Source organism: Brevundimonas sp. CEF1, from assembly GCF_051353055.1.
Lineage (GTDB): Bacteria > Pseudomonadota > Alphaproteobacteria > Caulobacterales > Caulobacteraceae > Brevundimonas.
In genome coordinates, this window is sequence record NZ_CP195593.1 from 627,828 (window position 1) to 640,539 (window position 12,712).

The following is a 12,712-nucleotide window of genomic DNA, read 5'->3' on the forward strand; positions in this document are numbered from 1 at the left end:
GCGCCGATTCGCGCGGGGCCGATCCAGAAAGCGCGACCCATGTCCTACGACGACGATCACCGAGGCAACCCCAACGCCGGCCGCGAGCGGGGGGCCTATACGCCGCCCACCGACGACGACCTGCCGTTCGAGCGTCGCAGCTATGATCCGCGTCGTGCGCCGGCCGCCAAGTCGCCGCCGATCACCCTGATCATCAGCGCCATCGTCCTGCTGCTGCTGATCGTGGCCGTGGTGGTCTTCTATCGCTCGGGCGTGCGCTCCTCGACCGACGCCCCGCCCGCCGTGGGCACGCCGGTTGAAAGCATGAAGGTCGAGGCGCCGCTGGACGCCCAGCCGATCGACCCGGAAGCGGGCGTGCGCGTTTATCGCGACGGCGGCGAAGCCGTCGGCGCCGCCCCCACCTTCACGCCTGAGCCGGAAGCGGTCGCGCCGCGCCCCGCGCCCCAGCCTCTGCCCGCCGCGCCCACGGCCTTGCCGCCGGCCGCCCCGGCCGTCGCCGCACCCGCACCCGCGCCAGCCAAGCCCGCGCCCGTGACCACAGCCCCCGCCGTCAAGGCTCCGGCGACGCCTGCGCCGACGGCCCCGGCCGCCGCCGGCGGTTCCTCGGGCGTGCAGATCGGCGCCTTCTCCTCGACCGCCATTGCTGACCGTGAATACGCCGCCGTGGCCTCGCGCTTCGGCCAATACGCCTCGGGCGCCGAGAAGCGTGTGCAGGAAGTCACCGCCGCCAACGGTTCGACCGTCTATCGCACCACCTTCACCGGCATGAGCCGCGACCGCGCCGTCGCCTTCTGCAACGCGCTGAAGGCCGCCGGCCGCGACTGCATCGTCCGCTAATGACCAATATGTCCGCTCATCCCCGCGGAAGCGGGGACCCAGTTCTTTGGCTAGATGCACGAACGGGTGACAGGAGGCTTTCGGCCTTCGTTACGTGCGCGGCTCAAACCTGGGTCCCCGCTTCCGCGGGGATGAACGGGAGAAAAATATGACCTCCGCCGCCATCTACGGCTGTTCCGGCCACAAGCTGACGGCGGAGGAGCGCGCCTTCTTCGCTGAGGCCAAGCCCTGGGGCTTCATCCTGTTCCGCCGCAACGTGGACACCCAGGCCCAGGTGAAGGCGCTGGTTGACGATCTGCGCGACAGCGTGGGGCGCGCCGACGCCCCCGTCCTGATCGATCAGGAAGGCGGTCGGGTGCAGCGCCTCGGCCCGCCGCACTGGCCCAAGTACCCGCCGGGATCGGCCTACCTGAAGGCCGTCAACGATCCGATGGCGGCGCGTGAACTGGTGCGTCTGGGGGCGCGGCTGATCGCCCATGACCTGCGCGAACTGGGCATCACCGTGGACTGCGTGCCGGTGCTGGACGTGCCGGTGCCGGGCGCTCACGACATCATCGGCGACCGCGCCTATGCCCAGGACCCCGCCACCGTGGCTCAGCTGGGACGGGCGGCGGCGGAAGGTCTGCTGGCGGGCGGCGTCCTGCCGATCATCAAGCATATCCCCGGCCACGGCCGCGCCTTCGCTGACAGCCATCACGACCTGCCGGTGGTCGAGACGGATCTGGCCACGCTGGACGCCTGGGACTTCGCCCCGTTCAAGGCCCTGTCGGACATGCCGATGGCCATGACGGCCCACGTCGTCTTCACCGCCGTCGACGCCAAGCGCCCGGCCACGACGTCCAAGAAGGGCATCCGCCTGATGCGCGAGCATCTGGGGTTCTCTGGCCTGATCATGTCCGACGACCTGTCGATGCAGGCCCTGTCGGGGACCCTGACCGAGCGCGCCGAGCAGTCGCTGAAGGCGGGCTGCGACGTCATCCTGCATTGCAACGGCGACCTGACCGAGATGCGTCAGGTGGCTGAAGGAACCGTCAAGCTGAAGGGCGAGGCCAAACGCCGGGCCGAGGCGTCGCTGAACCGCATCGTCCACACCCCCGAACCGCTGGACGTGGCCGAGGCTCGCGCCCGGTTGGAGGCGGCCTTGTCGGGCCGCTTCGACGCCGCCAAGGGGCCGGATGTCGGCGAGGCGCAAGCCTAATGATGGATCAGGCGTTCCAGCCCAATCTGGACTTCGCCGCCGTCGATGATGCTGACGCCGCCGAGGCCTTCGTCGTCGATCTGGAAGGCTATGAAGGACCGTTGCACGTCCTGCTGGCCCTGGCGCGCACGCAGAAGGTGGACCTGCTGAAGCTGTCCATCACCAAGCTGGCGGAACAGTATCTGGCCTTCGTTCACGAGGCGCGGCGGCGCAACTTCGCCATGGCCGCCGACTATCTGGTGATGGCCTCCTGGCTGGCCTATCTGAAGTCGCGCCTTCTGCTGCCCCGTAATGAGAAGGGCAAGGCCGAGGAGCCGCCGGCCGAGGAAATGGCCGCTGCCCTGGCGTTTCGCCTGCAGAAGCTGGAGGCTATGCGCCGCTCGGTCGAGGCCATCACCAGCCGCCCGCAGCTGAAGCGCGACGTCTTCACCCGCGGCGACCCGGAAGCCACCGTCATCATCCCCTCCGACCGCGTGGACGCCAGCCTCTATGAGCTGATGGCAGCCTACGTCGCCCAGCGTCGCCGCGAGGAGCGCCGCAACTACGCCCCCGGCCAGCGGGTCGAGGCCTTCCAGCTGGAGGCCGCGCGCGACTGGCTGCGTTCCATGATGCCGCGTCTGGCCGACTGGACCCCGCTGGATCAGGTGGCGCCCGCCCGCGAGGACGAAGACGGGGAGGGGCCCAGCCAGGCCAGCTATACCGCCTCCACCCTGTCGGCCAGTCTGGAGCTGGTGAAGGAGGGGGCCATGGACGTGCGCCAGGCCGAGGCCTTCGCCGACCTTTTCCTGAAACGCCGGGGCTTCGGCCAACCGCTGGAGCTGACGCCGTGAGGCCTCAACATCCGCTCATCCCCGCGGAGGCGGGGACCCAGTGCTTTGGCCATGCCCCGGATCATTTGCAGTTTCTGACGCGCAGGTCGGTTGGCCGCAGCCGCGCCGCTCAAACCTGGGTCCCCGCCTCCGCGGGGATGAGCGGGAGTTTCCATGTCTGACCTCAGCTTCAAACCCGACGATACCGAGATCGAACGCCGGGTCGAGGCCCTGCTGTTCGCCGCCGCCGCCCCCTTGTCGGCGGCCGAGATCGCGCGCCGTCTGCCCGAGGGCGCCGACGCGGGCCGGGCCATCGCCGCCCTGCGCCAACGCTATCAGGGACGCGGCGTTGAGCTGGAGTGCGTGGCTGACCGCTGGCGCTTCCGCACCGCCGCCGACCTGGGCTTCCTGATGACCGAGGAGCGCGAGGAACCGCGCCGCCTGTCCAAGGCCGCGCTGGAGACCCTGGCCATCATCGCCTACCATCAGCCCTGCACCCGCGCCGAGATCGAGAGCGTGCGCGGCGTTTCCCTGTCCAAGGGGACGCTGGACCTGTTGCTGGAGATGGACTTCGTGCGGCTGCGCGGGCGTCGGCGCACGCCGGGGCGGCCCGTCACCTACGCCACGACCGACCGCTTCCTGGAGCATTTCAGCCTGGCCAGCCTCTATGACCTGCCGGGCGTGCAGGAGATGAAGGCGGCCGGCCTGCTGGACCTGTCGATTCCCGTCGGCTTCGAGGTGCCCGACCCGACCCGCAGCGGCGACTCGGAAGGCGAGGACCTGTTGGCCGGGCTGGACGAGGGATCGCCCGAGTTCGCCCAGGATTTCGTCAGCGAGGACTAGATTCTTTCGACCTGCGACGCCTTGGCGCGGGCGACGCGGCGTCCGCGACAGCGGCGCATCGCCACGCCTGGGTCGGCGTGGGAAAGAAGGCTAGATAATCCAAGGCCTTGCAGGTCTTCTTCCGTATCTTGACCTTCAAGCCCCTCGCCTATAGGTTCCGCGCCGAATTCAGACCTGCCACGGCGTCCTTGCCGGGGCGCTGAGCGCACAGGCCATGTCCCCAACGATGGAATCGCGCGAAGAGGCGATCAAACGTCTCAACGAGCAGGCCGATGCGCTCAAGGCCCGGGCCGTGCCGACGCCCCCCGACTATGGGGCGAACGCTGCGGGCTACGGCTATCGCCTGATGGGCGAGATGATCGCCGGCCTGGCCGTCGGTCTGGGGCTTGGGTGGGGTTTCGACCTTTGGGTCGGGACCATGCCTTGGGGAATTATCGCCGGAACCCTGATCGGTTTCGGCATGTCGATCTGGCTGGCGCTTCGTTCGGCCCGAAAGATGAGTGCGGCCGCGTTGAAGGAAATGGGGCCTCCCCAGGATCTTCCCGACGACGAGGTCGAGGACGAGCGGAATTTCTGACCAAACCGTCGTACGGCGGTTTGGCCTTTTGACTTAGGAGACCGGGCGGCATGGCCGATCCGATGCACCAGTTCCAGATCAGCAAGGTTGTTGATCTTCCGGCCGTCAACGTGCCGGGTCTCGGCTTGGTTGATCTGTCGATCACCAACTCGACGTTGGCCATGATGGTCGCCGCCGTGCTGATCACCCTGTTCTTCACCGCCGTGACGGCCAAGCCCAAGCTGGTGCCTGGACGCCTGCAGGTGGTGGGCGAGGGGGCCTTCGCCTTTATCGACGATCTCGCCACCTCGATCATGGGTGAGCAGGGCCGCGCCTTCTTCCCCTTCATCCTGACGCTGTTCGTCTTCATCCTGGCGCTGAACCTGCTGGGCATGTTCACGGTCTTCACCGCCACCTCGCAGGTCGCCGTCACCGCCACCTTCGCGGCCCTGACCATCCTGCTGGTCATCGGCGTGGGCTTCGTCAAGAACGGCATCAAGTTCTTCAAGCTGTTCGCCCCGACCGGCGTGCCGTGGTACCTGCTGATCCTGGTGACGCCGATCGAGTTCATCTCCTTCCTGCTGCGTCCCGTGTCGCTGGCCCTGCGTCTGTTCGGCAACATGCTGGGCGGTCACGTGGCGATGAAGGTCTTCGCCGGCTTCGTGGTTTCGCTGGGCGCCTTCGGCCTGGTCGGCATCCCCGGCGCGGTTCTGGCCATGGGCGGCGTGGTCGCCATCACGGCCCTGGAGTTCCTCGTCGCCTTCCTGCAAGCATTCGTTTTCGCCGTTCTGACCACCGTGTATCTGAACGACGTCGTGCATCTGGATCAGCACTAACGCTGGCCCAGCCCGCCAACCCCTTCTTTCAAACCATCCCAACCAGGAACTATTCCCATGGAAGCTGAAGCAGCAAAATACATCGGCGCTGGTCTCGCCACCCTCGGCATGATCGGTTCGGCCCTCGGCGTCGGCCTGATCTTCTCGGGCTTCCTGCAAGGCGCCACGCGTAACCCTTCGGCTGCTCCCGGCCAGTTCACCAACCTGATCCTGGGCGCCGCCCTGGCTGAAGCACTGGGCATCTTCGCCTTCGTGATCGGCCTGCTCTGCCTGTTCGCTTAAGTCGAACTGAATATCTGGGCGGCGGCGCGGTCTTGAGGACCGTTCCGCCGCTCGCGTCTTTCTGAGATCACCGGATAGAGCCCATGGCCGCCCCTATCGCGAGCGCCGTCTCGCAAGACCCGACCCAGCCTGCGCCGACCGTCGCCGTCCAGAACGGTGAGATCGCGCCCGTGGCCGCCCCCGAGGCGACCCATCAGGCCGAAGTCGCCCACGGCGACGCCCATGGCTCCGGCGGTCTGCCGCAGCTGGAGATGCAGCACTGGGCTGGTCAGATCATCTGGCTGCTGCTGATCTTCGTCGTTCTCTACATTCTGCTGTCGAAGGTCTTCCTGCCTCGCCTGCGCGCCGTTCGTGACGAACGCGCCGGGACGATCGCCGGCGCCGTCGACGCCGCTCGTCAGGTCCAGGCCGAGGCCGCCACGCAAGCCGACGCCGCCAAGGCCGAGGTCGCCAAGGCCCGCGCCGACGCCCGCGCCACCGCCGCCGCCGCCAAGGCCCGCGTGACCGAAGAGGCCAACGCCCGTCAGGCCGCCGAGGAAGCCGTGGTCAACGCGCGCATCGCCGAGGCCGAGGCCGCCATCGGCCAGACCCGCGACGCGGCCATGGCCAATGTCTCGACCATCGCCTCCGACACCGCCCGCGCCATGGTCGAGCGTCTGACCGGCAAGGCCGCCACGGCCGCCGAGGCCGACGCCGCCGTCAAGGGAGCCGCCTGATATGCCCGCCTTCTTTAACGCCGCCTTCTGGAACCTCTCGAACCCTGAGTTCTGGGTCGCCGTCGGTCTGGTGATCTTCCTGGGCATCCTGGTTCTGGCCAAGGTGCCGGGCGCCATGGCCAAGGCCCTCGACGACCAGGGCGCCAAGATCCAGTCGGAACTGGACGAGGCCGCCCGTCTGCGCGCCGAAGCCGAAGCCATGCTGGCCCAGATCCGTCAGGAAAAGGCTGAAGCCGAAGCTCAGGCCGCCGAGATGCTGGCCGCCGCCGAAGCCGACGCCCGCCGTCTGGAAGCCGAAGCCAAGGCCAAGCTGGAAGAAAGCCTGGCCCGTCGTCAGGCCCTGGCCGAGCGTCGCATCGCCCAGGCCGAGGCCCAGGCCACGACCGAGGTCAAGGCGGTCGCCGCCGACCTGGCCGCCAAGGCTGCTCAGGACATCCTGACCGCCCGCCTGGCCGCCGCCAAGTCGGACCCGCTGATCGACGCCGCCATCGCTCAGATCGGCGACAAGCTGAACTGATCGCGGTCACAGCGACAAGCACATCAGGCCCCGCCGGCGACGGCGGGGCCTTTTGCATTTGAGGTGGTGCGCCCTGGTTAGTGGGCGGGCGCGCCGTGGATGAAGCCGGCGGCGCGTTTCTCGCGGGCCAGCAGGCGGGCGAAGACGTTGCCCATCACCCCGCCGAAGACCATGTGAGTGATCAGCATCCAGGCGAAGGTGCCGAACCCGGCGCTGCCCGAGAAGGTGCGCGGGTCGCCCATCATGCTGATGATCAGCATCATCGCCACCCAGGCCGCCACCGCGAACAGGATGCCCTTGGTTTCAGGCGTATTGGTCGGCAGGCGGGGGTAGATGAGGGCGAAGATCGGCCCCATGACCAGCGAACCGATGACGAAGTGGATGGCCCAGCCCGCCGCCAGATTGTCGCCGAGCAGGAACATGCGGGCGACGACTTCGGGGAAGGGATCGAAGACCTTGGCGAACAACAGATTCGCCGCCTCGAGGATGGAAACCGCGACGGTCGCAATGAAGCCGGCGGCGATTCCCTGTTTTACGCGTGACATCATGAGAAAAGCGCCTCCCAACGCCATCTGCTTTTTGACTACGCATGGGAAGCATACGCCGTTCGGCGCAAACGCGATCGCACCGCCGTTCACGTTACCGTGTGCGGTGAAATGTCGCTTTCTATCGGAAGGCGCGGCGCAGGACGCGGCGGGCGCGCTTGCGCACCCGGATCAACTGGCGCGAAGGGCGCTTGCGCAGGACCACCTTCTCGGCGCGCAGGGCCTGCTGCCAGAAGACGGGCGCGATCTCGGGCTTCTTCCGCATCAGGCGGCGGAAGGGATAGACCCACTTGGGCCGGGCGTGCTGGGCACGGATGAACTGCCGCTTGGCCCACCAGGAGTTGCGCAGCAGCAGAACCAGGCCCAGGGCGATGACGGGAATGCCGCCGGGCCCAGGCAGGGGCGCGATCAGGATGCCCAGGCCGATGATCAGGAAGCCCAGGGCCATCATGCCCAGTCGCTTCGCACGACGCAGCAGTCCGGGCCTCGAGCGAGGCCGGCTGTCGGCGCGGAAGGGAATCAGGGCGAGGGTCACGAGCGTCACAGTCGGGGAGGAGGAGAGCGCTCCATCCTAGACACGCGCGACAAGGCCGAACCGTGGCGTCGGGGTGAAGCTTTCGTAAGAGCCGCTGAAAAGCAAAACGCCGTGTCCCGAAGGACACGGCGTTTCAACTCAGATCAGGATCGCGACCCTATTCGGCGGCGATGTTGGAGCCTTCCGGGGCCGACCAGCGCAGACGCGGCGAGCGCGCGGCGCGGGTCTCGTCCAGACGCCGCAGGGGCGCATGGAAGGGCGCGCCCTTGAAGCGTTCGACATCGCCGGCCTTGGCGGCTTCGGCCAGCAGACGCATGGCGTGGATGAAGCGATCCAACTCCTGCTTGGACTCGGTTTCGGTCGGCTCGATCAGCATCGCGCCATGCACCACCAGCGGGAAGTACATGGTCATCGGGTGGAAGCCCTCGTCGATCATCGCCTTGGCGAAGTCGAGCGTGGTGATGTCCGTGCCCTTCAGCCATTCGTCGTCGAACAGGGCCTCGTGCATGCAGGGACCCTCGGGGAAGGCCGGGCTCATCAGGTCCTCGAGACGGGCCTTGATGTAGTTGGCGTTCAGCACGGCGTCCTCGGCCACCTGACGCAGGCCGTCCGAGCCGTGGCTCATCATGTAGGACAGGGCGCGCACATACATGCCCATTTGCCCCTGGAAGGCGCACAGGCGGCCAAAGGCCTGGGCGGCCTCGTCTTCCTCGCGCTCGACCAGCTTGTAGCCCTCAGCGCCAGCCACGACCCACGGAGCCGGGGCGAAGGGCGCCAGGGCTTCCGACAGGACCACCGGACCCGCGCCGGGACCGCCGCCGCCGTGCGGCGTCGAGAAGGTCTTGTGCAGGTTGATGTGCATGGCGTCGACGCCCAGGTCGCCCGGGCGCACCCGGCCGACGATGGCGTTGAAGTTGGCGCCGTCGCAGTAGAAGTAGGCGCCCGCCTCGTGGGTCAGGCGGCTGATCTCCAGGATGTCGCGCTCGAACAGGCCGCAGGTGTTCGGATTGGTGACCATGATGGCCGCCACGTCCGGCCCCAGCTTGGACGCCAGATCGGCCACGTCCACGCGACCGTCGTCGGTCTGGGCGACCTCGACGACCGAATAGCCGACGAAGGCGGCGGTGGCCGGGTTGGTGCCGTGGGCCGAGGTCGGGACCAGAACCTTGCGGCGCTGCTCATGCTCGCCCTTGGCTTCGTGGGCGGCGCGGATGGCCATCAGGCCGCACAGTTCGCCGTGCGCGCCGGCCTTGGGCGACAGGGCCACCGCAGGCATGCCCGTCAGGGTCGTCAGCCAATGGGCCAACTGGTCCATCAGCTCCAGCGCGCCCTGAACCGTCGACTGCGGCTGCAGCGGGTGGATGTCCGAGAAGCCGGGCAGACGCGCCATCTTCTCGTTCAGACGCGGGTTGTGCTTCATCGTGCACGAGCCCAGCGGATAGATGGCCAGGTCGATGGCGTGGTTCTTCTGGCTCAGGCGCACATAGTGGCGCATGGCCTCGGGCTCCGACAGGCCGGGCAGGCCGATCGGGTCCTTGCGGACCAGGTCGCCCAGGTCCGAACCGTTGGTGGCGGGCTTGGGCAGGTCGACGCCGGTCTTGTTCCAGCCGTCGATCTCGAAGATCAGGGCCTCGTCCTGCAGCAGGCCGCGCGCGCCCGTCAGGGTCGGGTGCTTGTAGTCGTTGTCCGACGCAGCGTTCGGGGTGGTCGGACGGCCGACGTTGTTCATGGTGCTCATGCTTCTATCTCCCCTCAGGCCGCCAGGACCTTGGCGAGCGAAGCCGCCAGGATCTTGATGTCGGCGTCCAGCGTGGTCTCGGTGGCGGCGACCAGCAGGACGTCGTCCAGGCCCGCGTCCGGGTTCAGGCGGCTGTAGGGCACGCCGGCCAGGATGTGGTGGTCGGCCAGGGTCTGCACCACGTCCGCCGCGTTCTTGGGCAGCTTGACCGCGAACTCGTTGAAGAAGCGCGGGGTCAGGATCTCGACGCCCGGAATGGCGGCCAGGGCGTCGCGCGTGGCGACGGCCTTCTCATGGTTGAGTAGGGCCATCTGGCGCAGACCCGTCTCGCCCAGCAGGCTCATGTGGATGGTGAAGGCCAGGCAGCACAGGCCCGAGTTGGTGCAGATGTTCGACGTGGCCTTGTCGCGGCGGATGTGCTGCTCGCGCGTGGACAGGGTCAGGACGAAGCCGCGACGGCCGTCGGCGTCGACCGTCTCACCGCAGTAGCGGCCGGGCGTCTGGCGCAGCAGCTTCTCGCGGGTGGCGAACAGGCCGATGTAGGGGCCGCCGAAGTTCAGGGCGTTGCCGATCGACTGGCCTTCGGCCGCGACGATGTCGGCGCCCATTTCGCCGGGCGACTTCAACAGGCCCATGGACACGGCTTCGGTGACGACGACGATCAGCAGGGCGCCGGCGGCGTGGGCGGCCTCGGCGATCTTGGTCACGTCGGTGGCGGTGCCGAAGACGTTGGGGGTCTGGACGACGACGCAGGCCGTGTCCTTGTCGATGGCGGCGATGACGGCGTCTTCGGCGTCGACGGCGGGCGTCAGGGCTTCAGTCTCGACGCCGACGGCGTGAACCACGGTCTCGGTCGCCTTGACGTAGTGCGGGTGCACGCCGCCCGAGATGACGGCCTTGTTGCGGCGGGTCACGCGGGTAGCCATCAGCACGCCTTCGGCCATGGCGGTCGAACCGTCATAGAGGGAGGCGTTGGCGACTTCCATGCCGGTCAGGTTCGCGACCTGGGTCTGGAACTCGTACAGGTACTGCAGCGTGCCCTGCGCGATTTCCGGCTGATAGGGGGTGTAGCTGGTCAGGAATTCCGACCGCTGGATCACGTGGTCGACCGTGGCCGGGACGTGGTGCTTGTAGGCGCCGGCGCCGCAGAAGAAGGGCACGGTTCCGGCCGTGGCGTTCTTGCCCGCCATGGCCGAGAGGGCGCGTTCGACCTCCAGTTCGCCCGCCACGCGGGGCAGGTCGACGAAGCCGTCGCGGCGCGCGGCCTGCGGCACGTCGACAAACAGGTCGTCGATGGATTTGGCGCCGATGGCGGCCAGCATGGCCTCACGGTCGTCGGGCGTCAGGGGGAGGTAGCGCATCTTTGACTCCTAGCCCTTCCCCTCGAGGGGGAAGGGTTGGGATGGGGTGTGGGCAGGCGCTTGCCGAAAAAAGCTCGGGTGGCGCCGATCGGAGTTCAGATGGGAAGGGGGGATGCCTCCACCCCTCCCAACCCTCCCCCTCGAGGGGAGGGCTTCTTTTACAGCGTGGCGAGGAAGGCGTCGTAGGCGGCCTGGTCCATCAGGGCGTCGATCGCCGAGGCGTCCGCGACCTTGATCTTGGCGAACCAGCCTTCGCCTTCGGGGTCGGCGTTGACGGTTTCCGGGGCCGAGGCCAGGGCGGCGTTGCCCTCGACCACTTCGCCGGCGACCGGGGCGTAGACGTCCGAAGCGGCCTTGACCGATTCGACGACGGCGAAGCTGTCGCCGACCGAGACGGTCTTACCGGCTTCCGGCGTCTCGACGAACACCACGTCGCCCAGGGCGTCAGCAGCGTGCTTGGAAATGCCGACCGTGGCGACGTCGCCCTCGAGGCGAACCCACTCGTGATCTTTGGTGAAGCGCATGTGTTTGATCTCTCAGGCCCAGAAAATTAGGATTTGGGTTTGCGATAGTAGCGGGTGGCCACGAAGGGTGTGGCGACGACTTCGGCGGCGGCGGCTTTGCCGCGGACGATGACTTTCAGGTCGGTGCCCAGGGCGGCGAAGGCCGGCGGGACGTAGCCCATGGCGATGTTGTGACCCAGGGTCGGCGAGGGGCCGCCCGAGGTGACCTTGCCGATCAGATTGCCGTCCATGTCGGCGATCTCGGCGCCTTCGCGGGCCGGGGCGCCTTCCTTGACGTGCAGGCCGATGCGGACGCGCGAGGGGCCGTCGGCCAGTTCCTTGAGGATGCGTTCGGCGCCGTTGAAGTCGGCGGCTTCCTTGCGCGACTTGGACAGGGCGAAGGTCAGGGCGCCCTCGACCGGGCTGGTCGAGGCGTCGATGTCGTGGCCGTGCAGCGGCAGGCCGGCTTCGAGGCGAAGGCTGTCGCGGGCGCCCAGGCCGATCGGCTTCACGCGGGCGTCTTCCAGCAGCAGGGTCCAGACGCGCTCGGCGTCGGCGTTCGGCACCGAGATCTCATAGCCGTCCTCGCCGGTGTAGCCCGAGCGCGAGACGAAGCAGTCGACGCCGAACAGCATCAGGCGGGCTGAATCCATGAAGCCCATCTCGCCCAGGGCCGGCTCATGCTTGGCCATGACCTCGGCGGCTTCCGGTCCCTGGATGGCCAGCAGGGCGCGGTCGTCCAGGACGGTCAGCTTGGCGTCGCCGGCCAGGTTGGCGTTCAGGAAGGCGAAGTCGGCGTCCTTGTTGCCGGCGTTGACCACGACATAGAGGCCGTCATGGTCGGGCTTGCCCGCCATCAGGTCGTCCATGATGCCGCCCTCGGCGTTCAGCAGCAGGGAGTACTTCTGCTTGCCGGCCTTCAGGATCTGATAGTCGCCCGGCACGAAGCGCTGGAACTGGGCGATGGCGTCGTCGCCGCTGATGCGGGCCTGGCCCATGTGCGAGACGTCGAACAGGCCGGCGTGTTCGCGGGTCCAGCGATGTTCGGCCAGAACGCCTTCGTACTGGACCGGCATGTCATAGCCGCCGAACCCGACCATGCGGGCGCCGAGCGCGCGGTGCGCCGCGTTGAGGGGAGTGGTCTTCAAGGCCTGGTCGCTCATCGAGCATCCTCCGGTCGCGGGTTGCGGCGATAGCTTCGCCGTCGTCGCGCCCCCGCTGTCCTGAAGCCTGAGAGATTCCGACCGTCGCCCAGAGGACGAACAGCCTTGCTCCGTCGGCGCGCCATAAGGCGACTTTCCAGCGTCCGTGCGCCTTCGCGGTCCTTTTGCCTGAGCGTTTCCGGGGCGGTTGCGCCTTCGGCCCCGACGGCCGCTGCGCGACCGCCGATCTCTCCCGCGAGAGCGTGCGACCTAAGGCCCCGACTCCGAGCCGAA

15 protein-coding genes and 1 riboswitch are annotated in these 12,712 nt (G+C 68.0%); of the genes, 9 read left to right on the forward strand and 6 right to left on the reverse strand.

Annotated features, from left to right (window positions below):
* Positions 1-39 precede the first annotated feature (39 nt).
* The 9 genes from ACR9FL_RS03175 (at position 40) to ACR9FL_RS03215 (ending at position 6,594) form a co-directional block, all read left to right on the forward strand.
* Entirely contained in the window at positions 40-837 is a 798-nt protein-coding gene (locus ACR9FL_RS03175; RefSeq protein ID WP_436357124.1) for an SPOR domain-containing protein, read from the forward strand.
* A 148-nt stretch (positions 838-985) separates the two neighbouring features.
* Positions 986-2,035, forward strand: a complete 1,050-nt coding sequence (nagZ, locus tag ACR9FL_RS03180) for a beta-N-acetylhexosaminidase (RefSeq protein ID WP_436357125.1) — start codon at positions 986-988, stop codon at positions 2,033-2,035.
* A gap of 2 nt (positions 2,036-2,037) precedes the next feature.
* Complete coding sequence (locus ACR9FL_RS03185; protein WP_296175119.1) at positions 2,038-2,865, forward strand: segregation and condensation protein A; 828 nt, start codon at positions 2,038-2,040, stop codon at positions 2,863-2,865.
* Positions 2,866-3,018: 153 nt separating this feature from the next.
* Positions 3,019-3,687 (forward strand): SMC-Scp complex subunit ScpB, encoded by a 669-nt coding sequence (gene scpB / locus ACR9FL_RS03190; RefSeq protein WP_436357126.1) that lies wholly within the window; start codon positions 3,019-3,021, stop codon positions 3,685-3,687.
* Between the two features lie 214 nt (positions 3,688-3,901).
* A complete protein-coding gene (locus ACR9FL_RS03195; protein ID WP_105562972.1) occupies positions 3,902-4,264 on the forward strand; it encodes an AtpZ/AtpI family protein in 363 nt (120 codons plus the stop codon).
* Positions 4,265-4,314: 50 nt separating this feature from the next.
* On the forward strand, positions 4,315-5,079 hold the full coding sequence (locus ACR9FL_RS03200; protein ID WP_436357127.1) for a F0F1 ATP synthase subunit A: 765 nt from the start codon (positions 4,315-4,317) through the stop codon (positions 5,077-5,079).
* 57 nt (positions 5,080-5,136) lie between these two features.
* Complete coding sequence (locus tag ACR9FL_RS03205; RefSeq protein ID WP_105562970.1) at positions 5,137-5,361, forward strand: F0F1 ATP synthase subunit C; 225 nt, start codon at positions 5,137-5,139, stop codon at positions 5,359-5,361.
* A gap of 83 nt (positions 5,362-5,444) precedes the next feature.
* Entirely contained in the window at positions 5,445-6,077 is a 633-nt protein-coding gene (locus ACR9FL_RS03210) for a F0F1 ATP synthase subunit B family protein (RefSeq protein WP_296175096.1), read from the forward strand.
* Between the two features lies 1 nt (position 6,078).
* Positions 6,079-6,594, forward strand: coding sequence for a F0F1 ATP synthase subunit B (locus tag ACR9FL_RS03215; RefSeq protein ID WP_436357128.1), 516 nt, complete (start codon positions 6,079-6,081; stop codon positions 6,592-6,594).
* Positions 6,595-6,671: 77 nt separating this feature from the next.
* Here ACR9FL_RS03215 and ACR9FL_RS03220 read toward each other — a convergent pair whose 3' ends face one another.
* The 6 genes from ACR9FL_RS03220 to gcvT form a co-directional block, all read right to left on the reverse strand.
* Positions 6,672-7,142 (reverse strand): DUF6789 family protein, encoded by a 471-nt coding sequence (locus tag ACR9FL_RS03220; protein ID WP_296175098.1) that lies wholly within the window; start codon positions 7,140-7,142, stop codon positions 6,672-6,674.
* 118 nt (positions 7,143-7,260) lie between these two features.
* Positions 7,261-7,674: a PGPGW domain-containing protein gene (locus ACR9FL_RS03225; protein WP_296175100.1), complete on the reverse strand. Its 414-nt coding sequence runs from the start codon at positions 7,672-7,674 to the stop codon at positions 7,261-7,263.
* Between the two features lie 157 nt (positions 7,675-7,831).
* The gene (gene gcvPB / locus ACR9FL_RS03230) at positions 7,832-9,412 is read right to left on the reverse strand and encodes an aminomethyl-transferring glycine dehydrogenase subunit GcvPB (protein ID WP_436357129.1); all 1,581 of its coding nucleotides are present in this window, start codon (positions 9,410-9,412) and stop codon (positions 7,832-7,834) included.
* A gap of 14 nt (positions 9,413-9,426) precedes the next feature.
* A complete protein-coding gene (gcvPA, locus tag ACR9FL_RS03235) occupies positions 9,427-10,773 on the reverse strand; it encodes an aminomethyl-transferring glycine dehydrogenase subunit GcvPA (RefSeq protein WP_436357130.1) in 1,347 nt (448 codons plus the stop codon).
* A gap of 158 nt (positions 10,774-10,931) precedes the next feature.
* Positions 10,932-11,297, reverse strand: a complete 366-nt coding sequence (gene gcvH, locus ACR9FL_RS03240; protein ID WP_296175106.1) for a glycine cleavage system protein GcvH — start codon at positions 11,295-11,297, stop codon at positions 10,932-10,934.
* A gap of 26 nt (positions 11,298-11,323) precedes the next feature.
* Entirely contained in the window at positions 11,324-12,439 is a 1,116-nt protein-coding gene (gene gcvT, locus ACR9FL_RS03245; protein ID WP_436357131.1) for a glycine cleavage system aminomethyltransferase GcvT, read from the reverse strand.
* A 146-nt stretch (positions 12,440-12,585) separates the two neighbouring features.
* Positions 12,586-12,684: riboswitch (glycine riboswitch) on the reverse strand.
* Positions 12,685-12,712: the final 28 nt, after the last annotated feature.